General features: G+C 67.9%; 20 protein-coding genes, 2 tRNA genes and 1 riboswitch. Of the genes, 2 read left to right on the top strand and 20 right to left on the bottom strand.

Going from position 1 to position 23,093, the window contains the following annotated elements:
- Nucleotides 1-30: 30 nt before the first annotated feature.
- The gene (locus ABIB26_RS12880) at nucleotides 31-1,017 is read right to left on the bottom strand and encodes a methylenetetrahydrofolate reductase (RefSeq protein ID WP_354243550.1); all 987 of its coding nucleotides are present in this window, start codon (nucleotides 1,015-1,017) and stop codon (nucleotides 31-33) included.
- A gap of 454 nt (nucleotides 1,018-1,471) precedes the next feature.
- Between ABIB26_RS12880 and ABIB26_RS12885 the strand changes: the two genes are divergently transcribed.
- Nucleotides 1,472-1,669, top strand: a complete 198-nt coding sequence (locus ABIB26_RS12885; RefSeq protein WP_354243553.1) for a hypothetical protein — start codon at nucleotides 1,472-1,474, stop codon at nucleotides 1,667-1,669.
- An 85-nt stretch (nucleotides 1,670-1,754) separates the two neighbouring features.
- On the opposite strand, the gene ABIB26_RS12890 is transcribed toward ABIB26_RS12885, so the two are convergent.
- From ABIB26_RS12890 to ABIB26_RS12965, 16 genes are all read right to left on the bottom strand, one after another.
- Nucleotides 1,755-2,957, bottom strand: coding sequence for an ROK family transcriptional regulator (locus tag ABIB26_RS12890; RefSeq protein ID WP_354243733.1), 1,203 nt, complete (start codon nucleotides 2,955-2,957; stop codon nucleotides 1,755-1,757).
- A 133-nt stretch (nucleotides 2,958-3,090) separates the two neighbouring features.
- Nucleotides 3,091-4,251, bottom strand: a complete 1,161-nt coding sequence (locus ABIB26_RS12895; RefSeq protein WP_354243556.1) for a class I SAM-dependent methyltransferase — start codon at nucleotides 4,249-4,251, stop codon at nucleotides 3,091-3,093.
- A 51-nt stretch (nucleotides 4,252-4,302) separates the two neighbouring features.
- Nucleotides 4,303-5,514, bottom strand: coding sequence for an NAD(P)-binding domain-containing protein (locus tag ABIB26_RS12900; RefSeq protein ID WP_354243559.1), 1,212 nt, complete (start codon nucleotides 5,512-5,514; stop codon nucleotides 4,303-4,305).
- 190 nt (nucleotides 5,515-5,704) lie between these two features.
- Nucleotides 5,705-5,777, bottom strand: a tRNA-Ala gene (locus ABIB26_RS12905).
- Nucleotides 5,778-5,955: 178 nt separating this feature from the next.
- Nucleotides 5,956-6,028, bottom strand: a tRNA-Ala gene (locus ABIB26_RS12910).
- 152 nt (nucleotides 6,029-6,180) lie between these two features.
- Nucleotides 6,181-6,582: a ribosome silencing factor gene (gene rsfS / locus ABIB26_RS12915; protein WP_354243561.1), complete on the bottom strand. Its 402-nt coding sequence runs from the start codon at nucleotides 6,580-6,582 to the stop codon at nucleotides 6,181-6,183.
- Between the two features lie 86 nt (nucleotides 6,583-6,668).
- Nucleotides 6,669-7,970: a hypothetical protein gene (locus tag ABIB26_RS12920; protein WP_502913662.1), complete on the bottom strand. Its 1,302-nt coding sequence runs from the start codon at nucleotides 7,968-7,970 to the stop codon at nucleotides 6,669-6,671.
- Nucleotides 7,971-7,977: 7 nt separating this feature from the next.
- A complete protein-coding gene (nadD, locus tag ABIB26_RS12925; RefSeq protein WP_502913665.1) occupies nucleotides 7,978-8,658 on the bottom strand; it encodes a nicotinate-nucleotide adenylyltransferase in 681 nt (226 codons plus the stop codon).
- A gap of 55 nt (nucleotides 8,659-8,713) precedes the next feature.
- Nucleotides 8,714-8,953 carry a hypothetical protein gene (locus ABIB26_RS12930; protein ID WP_354243570.1) on the bottom strand — a complete coding sequence of 80 codons (240 nt, stop codon included), beginning with the start codon at nucleotides 8,951-8,953 and terminating at the stop codon, nucleotides 8,714-8,716.
- An 80-nt stretch (nucleotides 8,954-9,033) separates the two neighbouring features.
- Nucleotides 9,034-10,446 (bottom strand): glutamate-5-semialdehyde dehydrogenase, encoded by a 1,413-nt coding sequence (locus ABIB26_RS12935; RefSeq protein WP_354243573.1) that lies wholly within the window; start codon nucleotides 10,444-10,446, stop codon nucleotides 9,034-9,036.
- A 26-nt stretch (nucleotides 10,447-10,472) separates the two neighbouring features.
- Nucleotides 10,473-11,684 (bottom strand): glutamate 5-kinase, encoded by a 1,212-nt coding sequence (proB, locus tag ABIB26_RS12940; protein WP_354243575.1) that lies wholly within the window; start codon nucleotides 11,682-11,684, stop codon nucleotides 10,473-10,475.
- Nucleotides 11,674-13,263 (bottom strand): GTPase ObgE, encoded by a 1,590-nt coding sequence (gene obgE, locus ABIB26_RS12945; RefSeq protein WP_354243578.1) that lies wholly within the window; start codon nucleotides 13,261-13,263, stop codon nucleotides 11,674-11,676. Before obgE ends, proB begins: the two co-directional genes overlap by 11 nt.
- A 133-nt stretch (nucleotides 13,264-13,396) precedes the next feature.
- The gene (gene rpmA, locus ABIB26_RS12950; RefSeq protein WP_354243581.1) at nucleotides 13,397-13,660 is read right to left on the bottom strand and encodes a 50S ribosomal protein L27; all 264 of its coding nucleotides are present in this window, start codon (nucleotides 13,658-13,660) and stop codon (nucleotides 13,397-13,399) included.
- Nucleotides 13,661-13,721: 61 nt separating this feature from the next.
- The gene (rplU, locus tag ABIB26_RS12955) at nucleotides 13,722-14,030 is read right to left on the bottom strand and encodes a 50S ribosomal protein L21 (RefSeq protein WP_264357396.1); all 309 of its coding nucleotides are present in this window, start codon (nucleotides 14,028-14,030) and stop codon (nucleotides 13,722-13,724) included.
- Nucleotides 14,031-14,431: 401 nt separating this feature from the next.
- The gene (locus ABIB26_RS12960) at nucleotides 14,432-16,075 is read right to left on the bottom strand and encodes a bifunctional hydroxymethylpyrimidine kinase/phosphomethylpyrimidine kinase (RefSeq protein ID WP_354243583.1); all 1,644 of its coding nucleotides are present in this window, start codon (nucleotides 16,073-16,075) and stop codon (nucleotides 14,432-14,434) included.
- Nucleotides 16,058-16,155, bottom strand: a riboswitch (TPP riboswitch). Its footprint overlaps the gene before it by 18 nt.
- A 118-nt stretch (nucleotides 16,156-16,273) precedes the next feature.
- Nucleotides 16,274-19,558, bottom strand: a complete 3,285-nt coding sequence (locus tag ABIB26_RS12965) for an Rne/Rng family ribonuclease (RefSeq protein ID WP_354243585.1) — start codon at nucleotides 19,556-19,558, stop codon at nucleotides 16,274-16,276.
- A 486-nt stretch (nucleotides 19,559-20,044) separates the two neighbouring features.
- Between ABIB26_RS12965 and ABIB26_RS12970 the strand changes: the two genes are divergently transcribed.
- A complete protein-coding gene (locus ABIB26_RS12970) occupies nucleotides 20,045-20,713 on the top strand; it encodes a vitamin K epoxide reductase family protein (protein ID WP_354243588.1) in 669 nt (222 codons plus the stop codon).
- A gap of 81 nt (nucleotides 20,714-20,794) precedes the next feature.
- Here the strand turns inward: ABIB26_RS12970 and ndk are convergent, their stop codons facing one another.
- Genes ndk through ABIB26_RS12985 form a run of 3 tightly spaced genes read right to left on the bottom strand, consistent with a single transcriptional unit; the run spans nucleotide 20,795 to nucleotide 23,091 of the window.
- Nucleotides 20,795-21,214: a nucleoside-diphosphate kinase gene (ndk, locus tag ABIB26_RS12975; protein WP_354243591.1), complete on the bottom strand. Its 420-nt coding sequence runs from the start codon at nucleotides 21,212-21,214 to the stop codon at nucleotides 20,795-20,797.
- Between the two features lie 38 nt (nucleotides 21,215-21,252).
- On the bottom strand, nucleotides 21,253-21,729 hold the full coding sequence (locus tag ABIB26_RS12980) for a DUF4233 domain-containing protein (protein ID WP_354243593.1): 477 nt from the start codon (nucleotides 21,727-21,729) through the stop codon (nucleotides 21,253-21,255).
- Between the two features lie 3 nt (nucleotides 21,730-21,732).
- Nucleotides 21,733-23,091: a bifunctional folylpolyglutamate synthase/dihydrofolate synthase gene (locus ABIB26_RS12985; protein WP_354243596.1), complete on the bottom strand. Its 1,359-nt coding sequence runs from the start codon at nucleotides 23,089-23,091 to the stop codon at nucleotides 21,733-21,735.
- Nucleotides 23,092-23,093 lie beyond the last annotated feature (2 nt).

Raw genomic sequence — 23,093 nt, forward strand, 5'->3', positions numbered from 1 at the left:
TGGTTCGGTGCGGAGGGAAGTTGGTGGTGCCTAGCTGGCGAGCAGGCGGCTGGCAGCGCGCCGCGCGTTGTTGTGGCGTGATGCGCTTTGCCGGTGAGCGCGGTGCGGACGGGGCAGCGCGAGTTTGTCCAGCACCTCGAGGGCGCTGGCGTGCTCGTTGAAGGTGTAGAGGTGGATGCCGGGGGCGCCGGCAGCCAGGGCCGCGTTGGCCAGGTCCACGGTGGCGCTGACCCCGATCCGGTTGCGTTCGGCGTCGGTGTCCGCGGCGGCGAGCCGTTCGATCAGTTCCGGAGCCGGTTCCACCCCGGTCAGTTCGCCCAGCCGGGTGAGACGGCGGATGCTGGTGAGCGGCATGACGCCCGGAATGATCGGGATGGTGACGCCGGCCCGGCGGGCCCGGGTCAGGAGGCCCGCATACTGCTCGGTGTGGAAAAAGACCTGGGTGATGGCGAAGTCGGCGCCGGAGCGCTGCTTGGCGAGTAGCACCTCGACGTCGTGGGCCTCACTCGGGGATTCCGGATGCCGGGTGGGGTACGCGGCCACACCGACGGCCACCTTGCCGGCGCACAGCAGGGCCGAGCGGCGCTGCTCCACGCGGCGGATGAGCTCGATCAGGTCCTGGGCGTAGCGCAGCGAACCCTCGGGCGGGGTGGCGCCGTCCTTGGGCTGGTCGCCGCGCAGGGCCAGGATGCCGCGCACGCCGACGTCCAGCAGCTCGCCGATGATCTCGGCGAGCTCCTGCGGGGAGTTGCCCACGCAGGTCAGGTGGGCCAAAGGCCGGAGCGTGGTTTCCTGCACGAGCCTGTTGATCAGTTCGACGGCGTTGTCACGGTTGGAGCCGCTGGCGCCGTAGGTCACGGAGACGTAGTCCGGGTCCGTGGACTCCAGCTCGCCGATGGTGGTCCAGAGCGATTCCGCAGCCGCGGGCGACCGCGGCGGGAAGAGTTCGTAGGACAGCGCGACGGGCGCTGTGACCGCCAGATTGGGATGGGTGTCGATAAGGCTTGGTGGAGACATTTGCGTCCTTGGCTGTGGACACTGACGCCGGGATGCCGGACACCGGATAACCGGAAACAGAAACGGAACACCGTCGTCAGTGAATTGAGTTTGGGGAACACGGAGAAAACTTCGGCAGGACGCAGCCGCGACTGTTACGCCTGAAACGAAGTTATCCGTGAGCAAATGTCAGGCCCACATGGGGGCACCCACACCCTCCTTGGCCGCCGTGTGGCTGGCCTTCAGCGGAGGATCGCTGACACGTTACCTCGGTAACTTGTATAGAACTCTAGGGCGCGCGGCGGGGGCATTCAAGTCCGCCGCCGAATTAAGACGCGGCTTTACGCGACATGGCGGGTCCGGACAGAATTTTGTTCGCGGTTTGCACCGATAGCGTGAAAACGCGGAGCCTCGCTGCGTCCCGCCTTGGATGGGAGCCCTCCCCATTGCGCGCGTGCGGGACTATCCTGTTGCCATGATCCAGCTTCCAGCCAGCTACCAGGAATATCTCGCCGGCAAGAGCGAGAGCTTCGTCAACACCGTACGGCCCATTCTGATGCAGTCCGCGGCGGACAGGTCACAGGGCGTCCGGGTTCTGGTGCTTCCGCACGGGCACCAGGCGCATCTGGACGAGACCATCCCGTTTGGCACTGTCATCGAGGACATCGACTGAAACCAACCCGGACTGAAACCTACCCGGACTGAGGCCGGCCCCCGGGAGGAGGCCGGCCCCTCGGGCAGGCTACCCCTCGGGCATGCTACCCCTCGAGCAGGAGTCGCCGGGATCGCGGAGCGAGCGTGTGCTCGAGCACGAGGCAGGCCGCGCCGACCGCGCCGACGTCTTCGCCGACGCCGGTGCCCACCACCTCGATGGCGTGGATCTTCCGGGTGGCGCTGTTCTCCTCGACAAGCCCCGGGACCAGCTCCAGGTATGCCTGCGAGAGGCCGGTCCAGAACGGGCCGCCGAAGACCACCCGGTCCACGTCCAGGGTGTTGGTGACGGCCGAGATGGCGCGCGCAACAAGCACGGCGGATCGTTCGATGATGTCCGTGGCCACCTGATTCCCGGCGTAGGCGGCGGCGCAGAGTTCCGCGAAGCTCTCCTGGACCGCGGGGGCACTTCTGTCCTGCCGTGAGCCGTCCAGGACTCCGGCCGCCTCGGCCTGGGCCACCAGCACCTGCGGAATGCAGGAGGACTTGACGCAGCCGCGCTTTCCGCAATCGCAGGGCGGGCCGTCGGGGTCCACGGTGATGTGGCCGATCTCGCCGGCATTTCCGGAGGTGCCACGCACCACTTCGTCGTTGAGGACGATGCCGCAGCCGATCCCTGTCCCCATGTACATGAACACGAAGCTGCCGGCACCGCTCGGGCCGCCCGCCCAGGTCTCGGCGACGGCCGCGCTGGTCACATCCTTATCCACCAGCGTGGACAGGCCGGTGGCCTCGGCAAGGGCGTCCCGCAGCGGGACCCGGTGCCAGCCAAGCAGGAGCGGCGGGTCAACGACGGTGCCCTCCTCGAGGTCAATGGGGCCCGGCGATGCGACGCCCAGCCCGGCGATCTTGGCGGGGTCCACGCCGGAGTCCTCGACCAGCCGCTTGATCTCGGCAGCAATGGTCTCGATGACGGCACCGGGGTCCGTGCCGGACGGCGTCGTGATCCTGGAGCGCTTGACCACGGCCCCCAGCAGGTCCAACACCACGAAGGTCAGCACGGCAGGGTCAAGGTGCACGCCCACGGCGTACATGCCGGCCGGGTTGAGCCGGAGCATGGTCCGGGGCTTCCCCGGGCCGGTGCCCGCCTTTCCGGCCTCGACGATCAGGCGCTGGTCCAGCAGCCGGCGCGAGATGTTGGAAATGGTCTGCGGCGACAGGCCGACGATCCGGGCCAGCTCCACGCGGCTCAGTCCACCCGGGGAACGGCGGATGGCGTCCAGGATGACGGTGAGGTTGAAGTCGCCCATGCGGGGCAAATTTGTTCCGCGCCGTGGCGAGGCCTGGCGGATCTCAGTCACTGATTCCCCTCAACGTTTTCGGCTAAGCACTGCTTATTCCAGAATGGTACGTCACGCACCTGTTGCAGGCCGCGCACCGGCTTCACACTCCGGCAGATTTCCGGACGCTCGCGGCCACGGTGAATTTCGGGTTCCGCCCGACCTCGCGGGTTGGACCGATCAGCCGCTCCAGCGCGGGCCGGTAATGCAGGTGGCTGTTGTACACCGTCCACAGCTCCCCGCCCGGCGCGAGGACCCGGCCCGCGGCCTCGATCAGCTTGATACCGGCACCGGCATGGACCGCGGCGCCGATGTGGAACGGCGGGTTCAGCAGGATCAGGTCGGCGCTCCCGGCCGGGAGGGAACTCATGGCGTCGTCCTGGAGCGTCTCGATCTGCTGCTGGAGTCCGTTGGCACGGGCCGTGGCCCGGGCGGACTCGACGGCGGCCGCGGACTGGTCGGTGGCGATGACCCGGGCGCCCGGGTTGGCCCGGGCGTACGTGGCCGCGAGGATCCCCGTGCCGCAGCCAAGATCTATGGCGTGGGCGGCGGACGGCATCCGGGGCAGGAAGTCCAACAGGAACCGGGTGCCGATGTCCAGCCCGGTCCCGGCAAAGACGGCCCCGTGGGCGCAGACCGTCAGTCCCAGCTCGGCGTTGTCCGCGGCGACGGGGAAGGGCGGGCCGGCAGTGACCGGCCTCGGGCCGCTGGCCCGCAGGATGCGTGACTTCTGCCGGGCGAGCTGGGGCTGGACCTCGCCGAAATAGCGTTCCAGCACCGCGTTCATGCCCAGGCTCATGTGTTTGACCCGGCCGCCGGCCAGCAGCACGACGTCGGGAGCGGCGTACCGGGCCACGGCGTCGGCGATTTCCTCCAGCTCGGCCAGGGACCTGGGCAGCTGCAGCAGCACGGCGGTGGACCCCTCCAGCAGCGCGGCGCCGAGCGGGAGTTGTTCGAATCCAGCCGCGATGCCCAGGGCATCGGCGTTGTGGCGCAGCGCGCGTTCGCCGGTGACGAGGTCCTGGTGGACGCGGACCGGCCAGGTTCCGGTTGAAGCGGCGACGGCGTCCAGGCCGAGCGCCCCAAGGGTCAGCGCGCCGTAGCGGTCCCCCACGACCGCGAGCCGGCTTCCGGGCGTCAGCGTTCCTGCCGCGGTGTCCAGCAGGAGCTTGTCCGTCGCGTCCCAGGCCTGGAGGCTGGCTGCCTCAACGTCCGGGAACCTCCGCAGCTGAGAAAAGAGCGATTCGAGATTGTTGTCCGCCACGCGCGAGCTGCCGCCTTGTAAGTTCGGGATTGTCTGTTCAGGCTTGTCTGTTCAGGCCTGTTCAGGCCTGGGTCTTGAGGGCCCCAAGGGTTCAGTGCCTGTACCAAACGTATCCTGCTCCGTGAGCATATTGAGGATGGCGGTCACGGCAGCCCTGCCTGCCCGGTTGGCGCCGATCGTGGAGGAGGAGGGGCCGTAGCCGACCAGATGGACCCGCGGCTCCGAAGCCACCTGGGTGCCGTCCATCGCGATGCCGCCGCCCGGACCCCGTAGGTGCAGCGGCGCGAGGTGATCGAGCTCGGCGCGGAAGCCGGTGGCCCACAGGATCACGTCGGCGGCCAGGAAGCTTCCGTCGGCCAGCCGCACGCCGTCGGGCTCGATCGCGGTGAACATGGGACGCCGTTCCAGCGCGCCGCGGGCGGCCGCGGCGCGAAGGGCCGGGGTCATGATCAGTCCGGTCACCGAGACGACGCTCTGCGGCGGGAGGCCCTGGCGGACGCGCTCCTCGACGAGGGCGACGGCGTCGCGGCCGGCCTGCCGGTCGAACCCGGCGTCCCGCCACACCGGTTCGCGCCGCGTGAACCACGTCGTCGTGGTGAGTTGCGAGATCTCGTCCAGCAGGCCGACCGCTGAAATGCCGCCGCCGACCACGATCACATGCTGGCCCCGGAACTCTTCGGCCGAAACGTAGTCCGCGACGTGCAGCTGACGTCCGCGAAAGCCGGAGCGCCCGGGGTAGATGGGCCAGAACGGCCGGGTCCAGGTGCCGGTGGCGTTGATCACGGCCCGTGCGGACCAGTCACCCCGGGAGGTTGAAATCCTGAGGCGTCCGGCCGGGTCGCCGTCCTCCCGGCGGACGGCGTGCACTTTGACGGGCCGTTCGATGGCCAGTCCGAGCTGGTCCTCGTAGCCGCCGAAGTAGCGGCTCAGGAAGCTCGAGCTCGCCTCCTCCAGGTCGACGGAGGGCTGCGGAATACCGGGCAGATCGCTGATGTTGTTGACGGTCGCCATCCGGAGGCTTTTCCAGCGGTGGCGCCACGCCCCGCCGGGGCCGTCCTCGGCGTCGAGCACGAGGTAGGAACGGGCCGGCGCTGCGGGGGCCGGTTCCCCGGCGGCGTCAGTACCCGGGGCTTCCGTTCCCGCGGCTTCCGTTCCCGCGGCTGCAGTTCCCGCGGGGACGAAGCCGCGGCGCTGCAAGTGGTAGGCCGCCGAGAGCCCGGCCTGGCCGGCGCCGATCACGACGACGTCGGCGGTCCGCGCCATGACTTCCGGCTTCTCAGGAATGGTGGGCCCCGCTCAGATTTTTGTTGACGACGCTGGACTTGAGCTGCAGGGGGCCGACGCCGTCGACCCTGCAGTCGATATTAGCCGTTGCTACCTGGCGGGCCTGGCGGCGCGGCGTGGCAGGCGGGGAAACAGCAGAGGCCCTACTCAACGAGTAGGGCCTCTTCGGTGGAGCTGAGGGGACTCGAACCCCTGACCCCCTGCATGCCATGCAGGTGCGCTACCAGCTGCGCCACAGCCCCGAAACATGCCTGGGAAGAACCGTCTTCCCGGAAGCAACCTGATTATCTTAAACCACATTTCCCGCTGACGCGAATCGGCGCGCCGGGCTGCAGGAAATGCCCGGACCAGCCGGAACTATCCGGATCCGGGGCACAAAAAAATCCGCCGGAATCTTTACGATTCCGGCGGATGATCTTGTGGAGCTGAGGGGACTCGAACCCCTGACCCCCTGCATGCCATGCAGGTGCGCTACCAGCTGCGCCACAGCCCCGAATTTTCGCTGCTCCGATTCCGTCAGCTTACGCTGCCGGCTCCGGCTTTCGTCCGGATCTCTCCGAAGCAACTCAAATATCTTAGAACAGCCTTTCGGAAAATTCCAAATCGGGCATATTCACGCTTTGGTCTGAAAGCTGCGCCGGGCTGTTACTCCGTTTCGGAGGCGGCAGCGGCTTTGGCGGACGCGTCGTCGCCCAGCTGCAGGTCCACCACGGGGCAGTCCTTCCAGAGGCGCTCCAGGGCGTAGAACACGCGGTCTTCCTCGTGCTGGACGTGGATGACGATGTCGCCGTAGTCCAGCAGGACCCAGCGGCCACCGGAGCGGCCTTCGCGGCGGGTCGGCTTGAGGTCGAACTTGGTGAGTTCTTCTTCGATGCCGTCAACGATGGCGTTGACCTGGCGTTCGGACGGTGCCGAGGCGATCAGGAAGACGTCGGCCAGGGCCAGCCGCTCGCTGACGTCAAGGGCAACAATGTCGTCGGCGAGTTTCTCCGACGCAGCTCGCGCTGCGTGGCGGGCTGTGGCGATGGATGATTCTGTTGCAGTCACGGGACTCCTTGTTGGGGTGAAAAGCTCTGGTGAAAATGCTTGGGGGTGAGGCTCAGGGGCGCAGCTTGCGGGACTAGCTTCCGGGATTAGCCTGCGAGGCCGGAGATGATCAGCGTGATTCCGACGATCAGCGCGAGAACGCCCAGGGCCAGCACGCCCAGCTGCAGCATGCGCAGGCGCCGGGCCCGGCCGAGGCCGGCCGTGGCCGCGTCGAGGGGATCGAGGCCGTAGGCAGTGTTCGCGGCCACCGGGCCCCTGCCGGCGAACTCTTCCTCCGACGCCGGCGGGGCCGGGCTGGCTGCGGCCGGTTTCGCCCGCGTAGCGATTCCGGACGCGGCCCTCGCGGCAGCCTCTGCACGGGCCAACACGCCGGCACGGCCGGTCCCCGGGACTGAGCGCTGCCGGGACGAGCCGGGACGGCGGCTGCCGGACTTCCGGGGATCTTCAACCCGGGGCCCCGGATTGGTGACGACCGGAACGTACGACGTGGCAGGGCGTTTCATGATGGGCCGCTCCACGCCGGGGACCTGCTCAAATTCCAAGGGTGTGACCATGGCCAGGTTGCTGGCGGTCGAGGGAGCGTTCTGCGGCGGTGCCGGCTGGCTGTTCTGTTCGGCCAGCTTCTGCTTGGCGGCGGCCCGGCGGTTGAGCACCGCGGCCCGCTCGGCCAGGGCGATCTGCTCAGCCAGCACATCAGGATCGACCGCCCCCGGGTCGGTGGCCTCGATGTGCTCCATCTTGGCCAGCTGGTTCTGAGCCTGCTGGGCCAGGAGTTCGCGTGCGGCCAAGGCCTGCTCGACGGTCATCCCCTGAGGTGGCTGGTCCGCGGGACCGGGCCTGCCGGTGCCGTCCTTCTTGCCGGTGTCCTTCGCGGCCTCGCCGGACACGGGCTTGGCCGCGGGCTTGGCCGCGGGCTGGCCAACTACCGGGGTGGCCCGGGTCCGCGGTGACGCGGGGACAATCAGGTTGGCCGCGGTGGCGGGCGCGGTTTCGGCTGCCAGTTTCAGCAGCCTCAGCTGGCGCCGGGTGGGCGGACCGCCGCCGGCGAGGTGACCCTCTTTTTCGGCGAGTTCCTTGATCGTGCGGAGCGCGGCGCGGTCCCTCGCGCGGGCCTGCGAGGACCGTTCGGAGCCGCCGGGGGTCGGCACCGAGTCCACGGGCCCGTCAGCTACCCTCCGGCTCCGCCCCGCGGTGTCGGCCTGCGTCGGTTCGCCGGGATCAACCGGGGTAGCCGGCCTGGGCGTTGCAGCCTGCGCGCCCGGCTTATTTGTGGCAGCCTCAACCTCGCCGGGAGCCGCGTTCCCCGGCTCCTGGCCCGCTTCCAGGCGTTCATCTCTAGCCTGTCGCAATTCGCGACGGCTGCGGACGGGTGGCTGTTCCTGACTCATTGCAAACTCATTCAGTGCTGGCTGGTTGGCTTTTTTCGGTAGCCCGGCTGTACCGGGCGGCTTCGTTCTCCGCTTCGATGCCGGCGGCACTTCCCGCCGGGTCCGCCGCTGTGCCCGCCACGGGGTCCGTGTCGCCGTCGTACAGTCCATACTTGGCGATGTACTGGACCACGCCGTCGGGCACGAGGTACCAGACCGGATTTCCGGCCGCCACCCGCATGCGGCAGTCCGTGGAGGAGATGGCCATGGCCGGGACTTCGAGCAGGCTGACGTCTTTCCGGCCCATGCCGTCCAGCACGTGGCCGGGCCGGGTGACGCCCACGAAGTGCGCGAGCGACCACAATTCGTCGATGTCTTTCCAGGAAAGGATCTGGGACAGTGCATCCGCGCCGGTGATGAAGAAGAGATCGGCGTCGGGGCGGAGCGTGCGCAGGTCTCGCAGCGTGTCGATTGTGTAGGTGGGTCCGGGCCGGTCCACGTCCACCCGGCTGACGGTGAAGCGGGGGTTCGAGGCCGTGGCGATGACGGTCATGAGGTACCGGTGCTCGGCCTCGCTGACCTTTCTCGCGGTCTTCTGCCAGGGCTGGCCGGTCGGCACAAACACCACTTCGTCCAGGTTGAACTTGGCCGCGACCTCACTGGCCGCAACAAGGTGGCCGTGATGGATCGGATCGAACGTGCCGCCCATCACACCCAGACGCAGGCGGCGTTTGGCGCCGCGCTGCTTCACGGAGGCGGAAATATCAGTGGCCTTGGCCGTGATCGTGCTTGTTCGGGTGCTGGCGGTGCGGATCCGAGTGCTCGTCGACGGCCTCGTGGCGCCTGCCCAGATTGGAGTAGGACAGCGTGATGAACATCAGCACGAGGAGGATACCGAACATCGAGCCGCCGATCACGAACGGCGGTGCAATGAGCGGCGCGAGTTCCTCGTGCCCGGATTCGCCAGCGGCGGCGATGATTGTGGCGATCTGCTGCGACAGCATGTTCTCCCCTAATGACTTTAAAATTTGACGACGGCGTTTGTCCCCGCCGTTCCGGACTTCTGTTCCATGTTACAGCGTTGCTACGCCCTGATCTGGCCCTCGCCCTGCACGATCCACTTGGTGGTGGTCAGTTCGGTCAATCCCATCGGGCCGCGTGCGTGCAGCTTCTGGGTGGATATCCCGACCTCGGCCCCCAGGCCCAGCTCGCCGCCGTCGGTGAACCGGGTTGAAGCATTCACGATCACGGCGGCGGAATCGACCTCCGCGATGAAGCGCTCGGCGTTGGCGAGGTCGTTGGTCAGAATGGCCTCGGTGTGTCCGGTGGACCACGTGCGGATGTGCCTGACGGCGTCGTCCAGGCTGTCCACCATGGCCACGGCCAGGTCCAGGTCCATGTATTCGGTAGCCCAGTCCACGTCCGTGGCGGGCACCGAGTCGACGGACGCCGGCAGCGCCGCGCGGATCCGCGCGTCGGTGTGCAGGGTGACGCCGGCGGCGCGTAGGGCGGCGGCGACGGCGGGCAGCGCGGTGGAGCCCGAATGCACCAGCAGGGTTTCCACGGTGTTGCAGACGCTGGGTCGCTGGGTCTTGGCGTTCAGCAGGATCTCCACGGCCATGTCCTCGTTCGCTGAGGCGTCCAGGAAGATGTGGACATTGCCCTCCCCCGTCTCGATGACCGGCACCGAGGCATTCATCACAACAGACTGGATCAGTTCGCGGCCGCCGCGGGGAATCAGGACGTCCACCCTGCCCCGGGCGCGCATCAGGACGTTCGCGCCTTCGCGGCCGTACGGGTCCACCGTCTGCACGGCGTCGGCCGGCAGGCCAACGGATTCCAGCGCGTCGCGGAGGATGGTGACCAGGGCGGCGTTGGTGGCGGCCGCGGCGGTTCCGCCACGCAGGATGACGGCGTTTCCGCTCTTGAGGCCCAGCCCGGCGATATCCACCGTCACGTTGGGCCGCGCCTCATAGATGGCGGCGACGACGCCCATCGGCACGTTGATCTGGCGCAGCCGCAGCCCGTTGGGCAGCGTCTGGCCGCGCACCACATTCCCTACCGGATCCGGAAGGGTGGCGAGGTTCTCCAGGGCGGCAGCGAGGGCCTTGACCCGGGCGTCGGTGAGGGTGAGCCGGTCCAGCAGGGCGGCGGAGGTGCCGTTGGCCCGCCCCGCGGCAACGTCCTTGGTGTTGGCGGCCAGGACCTGGCTGGTGCGCTCCAGCAACGCGGTGGCGATTGCCCGCAAGCCACGGTCCTTCCAGGCGCGGTTGGCGCGCGCCATCCGGCGGGCGGCGTGGCGGGAGCGGTCGGCGATGGCGTGGACGGCGGCCTCGACGTCGGCTGCTCCGTCTGCACCAGAAGCCTGCTCCGAAGTCGCCGCAAGGGCCGCCGGAACCTCGCGGGCGCCTGCCGACGGTCCGTCCGCAGGGATCAGGCCTTCGGCAAACAGCTTCTCGGCGAGCACGGCAGATCGGGGGGTCAGGGCCTCAGTCATGCTTCCAGTTTAGGCGAGCGGGAAGCTTAGACCAGCACCAGATCGTCAACATGAACAACTACGCGGTCATATCCGCGGCCCAGGGTCTTGCCGAGTTCCCTGGTGGACCGGCCGAGCATCTGCGGAAGTTCGTCGGCGGCGTAGTTTACCAGTCCGCGGGCGACCACGGTGCCGTCCGGGGATACCATCTCGACGGCGTCGCCGGCTTCGAAGGAGCCGTGGACGGCGGTGATGCCGGCCGGCAGCAGGGAGGTGTGGCGGTCGCGCACGGCCTGGACGGCGCCGTCGTCGAGCACCAGGGTGCCCTGCACCGACGCCAGGTGTGCCAGCCAGAGGAGGCGGATCGGTTTGCGGGAGCCGTTGACCGAGAACCAGGTTCCCACATCCTGGCCCGCCAATGCGGCGGCCGCATTGGACGTGGAGGTCACGAGGGCGTGGATTCCCGAGCCTGCGGCGATCATGGCCGCCTCCACCTTGGTGACCATTCCGCCGGTGCCGATCCCGGCCTTGCCGGTGCTGCCGATGGAGACGCCGTCGAGGTCGTGCGGGCCCGTGACGTGCGGGATCCGCTTGGCGCCGTGCGAGGGCGGACCATCGTAGAGGGAGTCGACGTCGGAGAGGAGCACCAGCGCGTCGGCGCGCACCAGGTGCGCCACGAGGGCCGCGAGCCGGTCGTTGTCGCCGAACCGGATCTCGTGGGTGGCCACGGTGTCGTTTTCGTTGACCACGGGCACGACGCCGAGGTTCAGGAGCCGGTCCAGGGCCCGGAAGGCGTTGGTGTGCTGGCTGCGGCGCATGAAGTCGTCGGCCGTCAGAAGCACCTGGCTGACCGTGACGCCGTGGGCGCCGAAGGCGTGCGTGTACCGGGCCATCAGGAGGCCCTGGCCCACGCTCGCCGCGGCCTGCTGGGTGGCGAGGTCGCGGGGGCGCTTGTCCAGCCCGAGGGGGGCAAGCCCGGCGGCGATCGCACCGGAGGACACCAGGATGATCTCCGCGCCCTCGTTGCGTTTGTGCGCCAGGGCATCGGCGAGGTCCGTCAGGGCCTCTTCCGAGATGCCGCCCTTGATGCTGGTCAGCGAGGAGGAGCCGACCTTGACCACGATCCGGCAGGCTCCGGACAGTACTGAACGGTCCGGAGCCGGACGGTCGTGGGCCGCACGGTCAGGGGCCGGACGGTCCCGGGCTGCACGGTCCGGGGTGACCGATGAACCGGGCACGATGACGGTTTTACTCGTCATCTGCTGCGCCCAGTCCACTCTCCTTGAGCGGCTTGGCGGCCCGGCGTCCGCTGACGGATTCGGTCCAGATGCCGGCCTTGCGCTCGGCTTCGAGCTCGGCGCGGGCTGCGGACTTGGCCTCGCGGCGTTCTACCTGCTCGTCGCGCTTCTGCCCACGGGTCGGGCGGTCGCCGATATCGGCGAAACGCACGTCGGTGCCGCGCGGGGATGCCAGCAGTTCGGCACCGGCCATCATGGTCGGCTCCCAGTCGAAGACGACGCCGTCGTCCTCGCCGATGACCACCGTGTCGCCCGGCAGGGCGCCCTGCTTGAACAGTTCGTTTTCGATGCCCAGCTTGGCGAGGCGGTCGGCGAGGTAGCCGATCGCTTCCTCGTTGGTGAAGTCGGTCTGCTTGACCCAGCGCACGGGCTTGTCGCCGAGCACGCGGAACAGCGGCTCCAGGTTCTTCTCCTCGCGACGGATCTTGAAGCCGGATTCGTTCACCGCGCGGGGCTTGAGCACAGGGGCATGTACCTTCGGCGGCGCTGCGGCGACGGCGTCGCGGGCGGCCTTGACGATCTCGCCCATGGCGAAGCCGAGCTGGCGGAGTCCTTCGTGGCTCGTGGCGGAGATCTCAAAGACCCTGTAGCCGCGGGCTTCGAGTTCCGGGCGGACAAATTCGGCCATGTCCTTGCCGTCCGGCAGGTCCACCTTGTTCAGGGCGACGAGGCGGGGGCGGTGGTTCAGCGGCACCACTTCGCCGTCGGAGCCGGCAAAGCTCATGTCCACGGCGTACTTCTCAAGCTCCGCTTCGATGATGGCCAGATCGGAAAGCGGATCGCGGTCCGATTCGAGCGTGCCGCAGTCCAGCACGTGCACGAGGGCGGCGCATCGCTCGACGTGGCGCAGGAAGTGGTGGCCGAGGCCCTTGCCTTCGCTGGCGCCCTCGATCAGCCCGGGAACGTCTGCGATGGTGAAGCGCACCTCGCCGGCCTGCACGACGCCGAGGTTCGGGATCAGGGTGGTGAAGGGGTAGTCGGCAATCTTGGGCCGGGCCGCGGACATGGCGGCGATCAGGCTGGATTTGCCGGCGGAGGGGAAGCCCACGAGCGCGATGTCCGCGATGGACTTCAGTTCCAGGACGACGTCGCTGGATTCGCCTTCGATGCCGAGCAGCGCGAAGCCGGGGGCGCGGCGCTTCTGGGAGGAGAGCGAGGCGTTCCCGAGGCCCCCGATGCCGCCGGCGGCCGCGATGTATTCGGTGCCTTCGCCCACGAGGTCGGCGAGCACCTGGCCGTCCTTGGACTTCACCACGGTGCCCTCGGGCACCGGAAGGATCAGGGTTTCGCCGTTCTTGCCGCCGCGCCAGTCGCCCATGCCGGGGCCGCCGTTGGTGGCGTGCCGGTGGGGGGCATGGTGGTAGTCGAGCAGGGTGGTGGTCTGGGGGTCAACGCGCAGGATGACGTCGCCGCCGTTGCCGCCGTTGCCGCCGTCGGGACCGCCGAGGGGCTTGAACTTCTCGCGGTGAACGGAGACACAACCGTGGCCGCCGGTACCGCCGGATACGTGCAGTACTACCCGGTCTACAAAGCTCGCCACGTGGATCTCCTCAGTGCTGTTACCTGCTCAGTGCTGTTTCCTGGACGTCCAAAGACACCAGGATGATTGTAATGCGGTTAAAACACCGGTGGAGCGGACCAAATGGCCCGCCCCACCGATTTAGAACTTGTTGCTACTCTGCAGCTGCAGCGGTCACGATGTTCACAACGCGACGGCCACGACGGGTGCCGAACTGGACTGCACCGGGGGCCAGGGCGAACAGGGTGTCGTCCCCGCCGCGGCCGACGCCGGCGCCCGGGTGGAAGTGGGTGCCGCGCTGGCGGACGATGATCTCGCCTGCGGAAACTACCTGGCCGCCGAAGCGCTTGACGCCGAGGTACTGGGCGTTGGAGTCACGACCGTTGCGAGTGGAACTCGCGCCTTTTTTATGTGCCATCTGAAATGCCTGCCTTCAAAAATTCTGGGGAATCTGCTGGAACCTGAACAGTAACGAAGAGTTACTTGATACCGGTGATCTTGACCTTGGTCAATTCCTGACGGTGGCCCTGGCGCTTCTTGTAACCGGTCTTGTTCTTGAACTTCTGGATGACGATCTTCGGACCACGAAGGTCTTCGAGGATCTCAGCCGTAACCGTTACCTTGGCCAGGTCCGCAGCAGCAGACGTGATCTTGTCACCGTCTACCAGGAGCAGTGCGGGCAACTCAAAGGTGCTGCCGGCTCCACCGGGGACGCGGTTCAGGGTAACGAAGTCTCCAACGGAAACCTTCTCTTGGCGGCCGCCTGCGCGGACAATCGCGTACACCACTGGGGAACTCACTTCTCTCGACGTTTATTACTAGATTTGCGTGCGGAACCTGGTCCAAATTGTTTGGCTGGCTCACGCTGTGCCTCTACGCCGGTGGATTCCCCGGGGGAACCCATGAGCTATCCCGTGGACAATGCCATTCGATATCGAATGACGTGTCCTCAAGGTCATAACCCAAGTGTTGGCGTAAGCACCGAAGATCTAGACTACGCTAATTTTGCCTTCGGCCGCAAATGAGGCTGGTTCCGGAGGGGCCGCACGTGATGGACGCAACTCGATCAAGACTTCATGCAATCAAGACTTCATTCAATCAAGACTTCACTCACTCAAAACAAAGCGGTCCTGCAACGACTCCCGGAACCGTGCCCCACCATCGTACAGGCTGGCCGGGGAGGCCGTGCTCAGGCGTGCAGCCTCGGCGCGTCGAAGAACTCGACCTCGTACCGGGCCGACTGCCGGAAGGCCACCGCCATGGCGTCCCGCTCGCTGGCGGAAGCGCGCCGCGCCGCCTGATCCGTCAGGGCGATGGCCTGCCGCGTCGCCGCGGCAAAGTCCTCGTCGGCGTAGGTCCGCAGCCATTCGGCGTAGGGATGACCTTCCGGGGCGCCGGCCGCCAGGAACTGCGCGTGGAGTGTTGCGCCCACCTCGGCATACAGCCAGAAGCACGGCAGGGCGGCCGCGATCAGGACGCCGTAGCTGCCGGAGACCGTGGCGGCCAGCAGATGGTCCACGTAGGATTTCGTGACCGGGCCCAGCTGCACCTCCACGGCCCGTGTGCTGAGCCAGTTCCGGTGCAGCTCCGATTCGACTTCGAGGCACTGCTGCGCGGAGCGGGCCCAGAAAAGCTGTTCGGCTTCGGAGGGTGCGATGGCCGCCGCCCGGGCCAGCACCCGCGAGTAGCCGTTGAGGTAGAGGGCGTCCTGGGCCAGATAATAGGCGAAGTCCTTCTCGGCCAGCGTGCCGTCGGCCAGGCCCTGGATGAACGCCAGGCCATAGATCGCGTCCAGGTCCGCCGCGGCACTGTTCCCGAGGGCAGCGGTGAACTCCCCCTCGTCCGGAACGCGATGCCCGGTATTCACCTGGCCCGTGCCACCCTGGTCTTCGGTCAGATGCTGCACGTGGTGGAAATGGTGCACTGGACCGTTGCCCGTTCCGACGTCGAGGCGGTCCGAGGTCCGCAGCGCACCCGCTAGCCAGGGCTTGACCTCGCGCAGCGCCGCCTCCCAGTCCCCCACCCGGGCCTGAACCGTGGCCAGCGCCGAGGACAAGGAACATCCGGTGCCGTGGCTGTTGCGGGTGGGCACCCGTCCGCCGGTCACCACCACCGTCTCCTGGCCCAGGAGCCCCGCCGTGTTGACGAGCGCATCGGGGCAGCCGTCGTCGTCGTTGTTGTTGTTGCTGGGGTAATCACCGCCGGCGCTGCGGCCCAGATGTCCGCCCTTCACGAGTACCGTCGTGCCGGTCAGGGCGGCCAGCCGTTTGCCCTGGTCAAGGGCCTCGGCCCAGTCGGCTGCGGCGGGTTCCCGGAGAAGGATGGCCAGTTCGGCGAGGTTGGGTGTGACCAGGTCCGCGAGGGGCAGCAGCGCGTGCAGGGCGGCCTCCGCCGTTTCCCGCAGGAGCCGGTCGCCGCTGGTCGCCACCATCACCGGATCCAGGACCACGACGCCGGGCCGGGCCTGTTCAAGCCAGGCGCGGACGGCAGCGATCACCGTGGCGTCCCCCAGCATGCCGATCTTGACGGCGTCAATGCCGATGTCCTCGCTCAGCGCGTCCAGCTGGGCGGTCAGGAACGACGCCGGCGGAACGTGGACGGCGCTGACGCCGCGGGTGTTCTGGGCTGTGAGGGCGGTGATCGCGGCCATGCCGTAGCCGCCGTGCGCGGCAATGCTTTTCAGGTCGGCCTGGATCCCGGCGCCGCCGGAGGGGTCCGAACCTGCAATAGCCAGCACCCGCGGGATCCGGCGCCCGGCGGGACGCGGCACGGAGGGCAGAAACGATGAAGGCAGAACAAGTGAGGGCAGAACAAGCGAAGCCACGAGAGACATCCCTTCGCCGGTGCTAACCGGACAGGTTCGACGGGTTTGGATCTCAGCCGGCTCCATGCGCGGCACCCCGTGTCAGTCCTCCAGCTTAGCCGTATCGCTTAACGAAGTCGCGGGGGCGGCCCGGGACTCGGCGTATTGCTACGCCGGGTCCCGGACCGCCCCCGCGGTCACGCGGAACTGTCCCGTGCTGCCCGGTGGTTAGAGCTCCGAAGCCGGGACGCCGACGCCGAGGATGATCGGCTCGTTCGCTGCCGGCTTGGCTGCCGGCTTGTCGGCGGTCATGGCCGGGGCCTTGGCCTCGTGGACGGATCCGGCCGCGGCCGAGGTGGTTGCCTCGCGGTGCTCCACAGACGTCTCATTGGCTGCGCCCTGGGCGCGGCTCGCGCTCCTGTTGCGGCGGACGCGGCGGCCACGCGTGGTGCCAGCGTCAGCGTCGGTGTGGATCCGCGCCGGGGCAGGCGCTTTGGACGATGCAGGCGCCAGTGCCGGGGCCTTGGCAGCCTGGGTCCGGTCCACGGCGGGCCGGGCTTCATCGGCTTCGCCCAGGTTGGCGAAGGCCTCGGTCAGCAGGTCCAGGGTGAGGGCCGGAGACGGTGCCTCGTCGGCGTGCTCCACGAACGGCAGGGCCACCTGCTCGCCGCCGAAGGTCAGCACGGCCGCGGGACGTCCGGCTGCCTCCTCTGTCGCGGCCAGCCGCGCGGCTGCCTCGACGGCGGCCTGGCGGGCCCCGGCGTCGCTGGCAGCGGCTGCCTCCCCGTCGTGGAGGTGCGCGGCATGCGCGGCGGCTGCGATGTTCGCCAGGGCGGCACGGGTCGCCTCTGCCTTGGCATGACGCTCGGCCTCGGTGGGCTCCGGATGGACGGCTGAGGGTGCCGATGGGGCGTACTCCGGCATTCCCTGGCCGCCCTTGCCGCGGCGGCGGCTCTTGCGTTCGGTCCGGGGGGCCGGCAGGTTCTCGGTCCGCGGGACATGGTGCTCGGCGGCCACCACGTTGGCGCGGCGGTGCTCCACCGGCTCGTCGTGGGTGACGATGCCGCGGCCGTCGCAGGCTTCACACTGCTCGCCGAAGACTTCCAGCAGCCCGGTGCCCATCCGCTTGCGGGTCATCTGCACCAGACCCAGGGAGGTCACCTCGGCCACCTGGTGCTTGGTACGGTCCCGGCCCAGGCACTCCACCATGCGGCGCAGCACGAGGTCACGGTTCGATTCCAGCACCATGTCGATGAAGTCGATCACGATAATGCCGCCGATATCGCGGAGCCGGAGCTGCCGGACCACTTCCTCGGCCGCTTCCAGGTTGTTCTTGGTGACGGTTTCCTCGAGGTTGCCACCGCTGCCGGTGAACTTGCCGGTGTTGACATCCACCACGGTCATGGCCTCGGTACGGTCGATCACGAGGGAACCACCGGAAGGCAGGAACACCTTGCGGTCCAGCGCCTTGTGGATCTGCTCGTCGATCCGCCAGGCCGAGAAGATGTCCGCGTCCTTGGTCCACTTCTCGAGCCGGCCCACCAGGTCCGGAGCCACGTAGGTGACGTAGGCCTCGATGGTGTCCCAGGCTTCCTCGCCGGAGACGATCAGCTTCGAGAAGTCCTCGTTGAATACGTCACGGACCACCTTGATGGTCAGGTCCGGTTCGCCGTAAAGCACCTCGGGGGCGAGCACCTTGGTCGACGTCGACTGGCTCTCGATCCCTTCCCACTGCGCGCGCAGCCGGTTGATATCGTGCGTCAGTTCTTCTTCGGACGCACCCTCGGCCGCGGTCCGGACAATGACGCCGGCATTTTCCGGCAGGCGGTCCTTGAGGATCCGCTTGAGGCGGTTGCGTTCGACGTCGGGCAGCTTGCGGGAGATGCCCGTCATGGAACCGCCGGGAACGTACACAAGGTAGCGGCCGGGCAGCGAGATCTGGCTGGTGAGGCGGGCGCCCTTGTGGCCTACCGGGTCCTTCGTGACCTGGACCAGCACGGAGTCGCCGGACTTCAGCGCGTTCTCGATCCGGCGCTGCTTGCCTTCGAGGTTGACGGACTCCCAGTTCACTTCGCCGGCGTAGAGCACGGCGTTACGGCCGCGTCCGATATCCACGAAGGCAGCTTCCATGGAGGGCAGCACGTTCTGGACCTTGCCCAGGTAGACGTTGCCGATCAGGGAGTCCTGCTGGGTCTTGGACACGAAGTGCTCGGCCAGGACGCCGTCTTCGAGGACGCCGATCTGGATTCTGTCGTCGCGCTGACGGACGATCATCTGGCGGTCCACGGATTCACGGCGGGCCAGGAACTCGGCCTCGGTGATGACGGTGCGGCGGCGGCCGGTGTCGCGGGATTCACGGCGGCGCTGCTTCTTGGCCTCAAGCCGGGTGGAGCCCTTGAGGGACGTGACGCGGTTGTTGACCGGCGCCTCGGTCTGCGCGCGCGGTGCACGGACGCGGGTCACCGTGTTGGGCGGATCGTCGTCTCCCCCGCCGGTCAGCTCCAGGTCCTGGTCACCGCGACGGCGGCGGCGACGGCGGCGCGAGGTCACACCGTCCTCCAGCGTCCCCTCGGAGCCTTCTTCGGTTTCCTCGGCTTCCTCGCCGGAGACCTCGGTTTCGGTCTCGGCGCCGGGCTCGCTGTCGGCTCCCCTGCTGCTGCGTCCGCGGCGTCCGCGGCTGCGGCGGCGACGGCGGCCGCTGGCGTCTTCGCCCTCGGCCTCTTCGCCTTCTTCATCTTCGGGCTCTTCGGGCGCGGCGGCAGCCGGAACCGGGCGCACGACGACGCTCAGATCCGGAGCCTGGAAGATCATCGAGGTGACCGCTCCCGGCTCGAGGAAGAGCGAGGCCGCCGCCGAGGCTGCTTCGGCCGGGGTCTCTGCGGCGGCACGGGTTTCTGCGGCGGCAGTGGTTTCTGCAGCAGGGGTCTCTGCGGCGGGGGCTGCTTCGGCAGGGGTTTCCGCGACGGCCGGCGTGTCGGCAGGCTCTGCCGGGGACACGGCAACTGCTTTGGGTGCCTTGGCGGGGGCCCCGGCCGCTGGCTCTGCTTCGGCCACCGGGGCGGCGGCCTTAGCTCGGCTGGCGCGACGCCGGACGGGCTTTTCTGCAGGCGCCTCGGCGGCCGGCGTTTCCGCCGCGGCTGTCTCAACTACTGCGGGGACGTCCGCCACTGGAGCGCTGACAGCGGCAGATTTTTCGGGCTCTTCGGCGAAGGCCGGCAGGGGCTCGGGCACCTCGGCGACCTTGCGGGCGCGGCTCCGGCGGGCGGGTGCCTTGGCCTTGGTTTCGGCGGCCGGCGCTTCCGGAGCCTGCTCGGCGGCCGGGGCATCAGTCGTCTCTGCCACTGCAGCGGCCTCCATGGCCTCTGCCTTGGGAAGGGCCTTGCGTCGGGTCCGGACGGGCCTCTTGGGCGGTGCTGCTGCGGTCTCTGCTGCTTCTGCTGTTTCTTTGGCAACAAGCGCGTCTTTGGCAACAAGCGCGTCTTCGTTACCGGCTACAACCTGGTCATTATCCATATGTGGTGACACTCCTGCCCCGGGGTACCGCCACATCCGGCACCCGTTGGGGCAATTATTTGTCAACACCCGCAGGCATTGACAGAAGTCAATTGGATACCCTCAGGTTCGCACCGGCAGTGGGGTGCGGCAGCCCTGGAGGGCCGGCGAGATTGTTCTGAAACCCGTTGATCTACACGCCACAACCAGGTGCCGTCCAATGGCATTGCGGGACAGCGTGGATCAGAGGATCCGCAGCTCCCTGCTCATCATTGGCGGTCTTGGGAACAAAGTCGCCGGACCGGGACCCGGATGTGGATCGGGTTCCAGCCACGATCATTGTCTCACAGGAGCCGTCAAAGCAGGCGTAGGTCCGGGTTCGAATCGCCGGGCGTGCACCCGGACCGGGCCGCTGAAGGCAATTCACCGGCTTCCCTCCCCGGCTTCCCCCAGCCGCCGGCGTTACAATCGGGGCCAGAAGCACCCGACCCTAAGGACCGACATTCCATGCCAAGCATCTCCAGTGCCACCGGCAGTTCAACCCAGCAGCCGCGATCCGGCCCGGCGGCTGCGGAACGGCCGTTGCCGCCCATGACCCGTGACCGTCCGTTCGCGTGGCTCCTGCTGATCACCGGCGTCGTCGGCTGGCTTGCCTCCGGGACCTTGGTGCTGGAGAAACTGGAGGTCCTCAAGGATCCCAGCCACGTGACCGTCTGCGACGTGAACCCGTGGATCTCCTGCGGCCAGGTGATGCAGACCTGGCAGAGTTCGCTCTTCGGCTTCCCCAACATGTTCATCGGCATCGTGGCGTTCGCCGTCATCATCACCACCGCCATGGGCATCCTGGCCGGTGCCACGTTCGCCCGCTGGTACTGGCTCGGGCTGCAGGCCGGAGTGACACTGGGTTTCATCTTCGTGGTGTGGCTCTGGTCCCAGGCGCTGTATTCCATCCACATCCTGTGCCCGTTCTGCATGATCGTCTGGGCCGCCATGATTCCGCTGTTCGTCTGGGTCACCGTCCGCAACGTGTCCCACGGCGTGATCCGGCTGCCCGCCGGCCCCACCCGGATCCTGGGCGACTCGGGCTGGATCCTCACGGCACTGCTCTATGTCGCCGTGATCGCCACGATCTTCTTCGCCTTCATCCAGGTCTTCATCGGGACCTCCGGCTACTGACCCGTTAAGCATCGCGAGGTGACAGTTAAGGCCAATGTTCATCGCGAACATTGGCCTTAACTGTCACCTCGGTGCGGCGGTTTAGTCCTGGAACCAGATCTTGATCTCGCGCATGGCGGACTCCACCGAGTCCGAGCCGTGGACCAGGTTCTGCTGCACCTTCAGGCCCCAGTCGCGGCCGAAGTCGCCGCGGATGGTGCCGGGGGCCGCCGTCGTCGGGTCCGTGGTGCCTGCGAGCAAGCGGAAGCCCTCGATCACCCGGTGGCCCTCGAAGATCGCGGCGACGACGGGACCGCTGAGCATGAATTCGACGAGCGGCTCGTAGAACGGCTTGCCCACGTGCTCCTCGTAGTGCTGCTCCAGCAGTTCGCGGCTCGCATCGACCTTCTTGAGCTCGGCCAGGGTGTAGCCCTTGGCTTCGATCCGGCCGAGGATGCTGCCCGTCAGGTTACGGGTGACGCCGTCGGGCTTGATCAGGACGAGGGTGCGCTCAATGCTCACAGTTGCTCCAATGATGTGGGGTGGGGTTTGGAATAAGTCTACGGGTTCTGGGCGCCGGTTTCAGGCGCCGGTCCCGGGCCGGGGCCCCCCGGATGGGCCGCCTCCCAGGCGGCCTGTTCACGTTCCCGCCGCGCTGCCTCACGGTCGATCCGGATGCCGGTCCGGATGCCGTACCACCAGGAAATCGCGAATAGTAGGCCCACCACGTACATCGTGGGCTCCACGATTCCGCTCAGGATCAGCACCAGCTGCAGGATCCAGCCCAGGCCCACTCCCCACGGCTTGGAGAGGACCGCGCAGGTGAACACGAACACGAGGAACAGCGCGATCCCCACTGAGAAGATCAGGACCGGAGGGAATTCGTTCCGGCGGAGGCCGAAGACGGCGAGGGTGCCGAAGAGCACCACAAAGGCTTCCAGCAGCAGGACCGTGGAAGCGAACATGACCTTCGTGGAGCGGCGTTTCTTGGGCATGCCCGGGCGCCATTCGCGCTGGGCTTTGGTGAGTTTGGCCATCGCTTAGGCATCCGCCTTTCCGAGCAGGATGCGGGCGTCCGCCACTAGCGTGATGGAGCCGGTGACGAGGACGCCGCCGGCCAGGTCGTCGTTGGCCTCGGCGCGTTCCACGGCCCACTCCAGGGCGTCGTCGAGCTTGTCCGCCACGTGGACGTTGTCCTCGCCGAAGCCCAGGTCCAGTGCGATTTCCGCGAGGTCCTCGGCCGGGACGGCCCGGGGCGAGTTGGACTGGGTGAAGCAGTATTCGGTGGCGAGATCGCCCAGGGATTCCTTGAGCTGCCGGAGGATTTCCTCGGCGTCCTTGTCCGCCAGGATGCCGACCACCACCACGAGCTTCGTGAAGCTGAACGCCTCATGGATGGCCTCGGCCGAGACCCGGATCCCCTCGGGGTTGTGGGCCGCGTCCACGATGATGGTCGGCGCCGTGCGGACCACCTCGAGCCGCCCGGGCGAGGTGACCGTGGCGAACGCTTCCTGCAGGATTTCGGCGTCGAGCGGCTTCTCCCCGCCGAAGAAGGCTTCGAGGGCGGCAATCGCGACGGCGGCGTTCTCGGCCTGGTGCGCGCCGTGCAGGGGGACCAGCAGGTCCTCGTAGCGGCCGGCGATGCCCTGGATGCTCACCACCTGGCCGCCGACGGCGACGGTGCGGGATTCGACGCCGAACTCGACGCCTTCGAAGCGGAACGGGACGTTGACTTCCTTGGCCTTTTCCAGCAGCACCTGGGCGGCGTCACGGGGCTGTTCGGCGCTGATCAGGAAGCCGCCGGGCTTGATGATTCCCGCCTTCTCGTAGGCGATGTCCTCGGTGGTGTCACCCAGCAGATCCGTGTGGTCCAGCGAGATCGGCGTGACGACGAAGACCTGCCCGTCGCCGACGTTGGTGGCGTCCGTGATGCCGCCCAGGCCCACCTCGATGACGGCGACGTTGACGGGCTGGTCCGCGAAGATCGCGAAGCCGAGGATGGTCAGGCACTCGAAGTAGGTCAGCCGGGGCTGGCCCTCGGCCTCGAGTTCGCCGTCCACGATGGCCAGGTACGGGCGGATCTCGTCCCAGATCCGGACGAAGGTCTCATCCGGGACCGGCTCGCCGTCGATGCTGATCCGCTCGGTGACCTTGGACAGGTGCGGGCTGGTGTAACGCCCGGTGCTCAGGCCGTGGGCGCGCAGCCCGGCCTCGATCATGCGGGCCGTGGAGGTCTTGCCGTTGGTGCCGGTGACGTGGATGATCGGGAAGGCCTTGTTCGGCTCGCCCAGGATGTCCATCGCCCGGTACAGGGGAGCCAGCCGCGGCTCCATCTTGTTTTCCGGGGCGCGGCCCAGCAGCTCGGCGTAGACGCTTTCTACGGAGAATTCGTCGGTCATGG

The organism is Arthrobacter sp. UYEF20 (genome assembly GCF_040546335.1).
In the GTDB taxonomy this organism is placed as follows: Bacteria; Actinomycetota; Actinomycetes; order Actinomycetales; family Micrococcaceae; genus Arthrobacter.

Coding starts and splice junctions, on each gene's coding strand:
- ABIB26_RS12880 (WP_354243550.1), bottom strand. CDS start 1,017: ATGTCTCCACCAAGCCTTATCGACACCCATCCCAATCTGGCGGTCACA.
- ABIB26_RS12885 (WP_354243553.1), top strand. CDS start 1,472: ATGATCCAGCTTCCAGCCAGCTACCAGGAATATCTCGCCGGCAAGAGC.
- ABIB26_RS12890 (WP_354243733.1), bottom strand. CDS start 2,957: ATGGGCGACTTCAACCTCACCGTCATCCTGGACGCCATCCGCCGTTCC.
- ABIB26_RS12900 (WP_354243559.1), bottom strand. CDS start 5,514: ATGGCGCGGACCGCCGACGTCGTCGTGATCGGCGCCGGCCAGGCCGGG.
- ABIB26_RS12920 (WP_502913662.1), bottom strand. CDS start 7,970: ATGAGTCAGGAACAGCCACCCGTCCGCAGCCGTCGCGAATTGCGACAG.
- nadD (WP_502913665.1), bottom strand. CDS start 8,658: ATGGGCGGCACGTTCGATCCGATCCATCACGGCCACCTTGTTGCGGCC.
- ABIB26_RS12930 (WP_354243570.1), bottom strand. CDS start 8,953: ATGCTGTCGCAGCAGATCGCCACAATCATCGCCGCCGCTGGCGAATCC.
- ABIB26_RS12935 (WP_354243573.1), bottom strand. CDS start 10,446: ATGACTGAGGCCCTGACCCCCCGATCTGCCGTGCTCGCCGAGAAGCTG.
- proB (WP_354243575.1), bottom strand. CDS start 11,684: ATGACGAGTAAAACCGTCATCGTGCCCGGTTCATCGGTCACCCCGGAC.
- rpmA (WP_354243581.1), bottom strand. CDS start 13,660: ATGGCACATAAAAAAGGCGCGAGTTCCACTCGCAACGGTCGTGACTCC.
- ABIB26_RS12960 (WP_354243583.1), bottom strand. CDS start 16,075: ATGTCTCTCGTGGCTTCGCTTGTTCTGCCCTCACTTGTTCTGCCTTCA.
- ABIB26_RS12965 (WP_354243585.1), bottom strand. CDS start 19,558: ATGGATAATGACCAGGTTGTAGCCGGTAACGAAGACGCGCTTGTTGCC.
- ABIB26_RS12970 (WP_354243588.1), top strand. CDS start 20,045: ATGCCAAGCATCTCCAGTGCCACCGGCAGTTCAACCCAGCAGCCGCGA.
- ABIB26_RS12980 (WP_354243593.1), bottom strand. CDS start 21,729: ATGGCCAAACTCACCAAAGCCCAGCGCGAATGGCGCCCGGGCATGCCC.
- ABIB26_RS12985 (WP_354243596.1), bottom strand. CDS start 23,091: ATGACCGACGAATTCTCCGTAGAAAGCGTCTACGCCGAGCTGCTGGGC.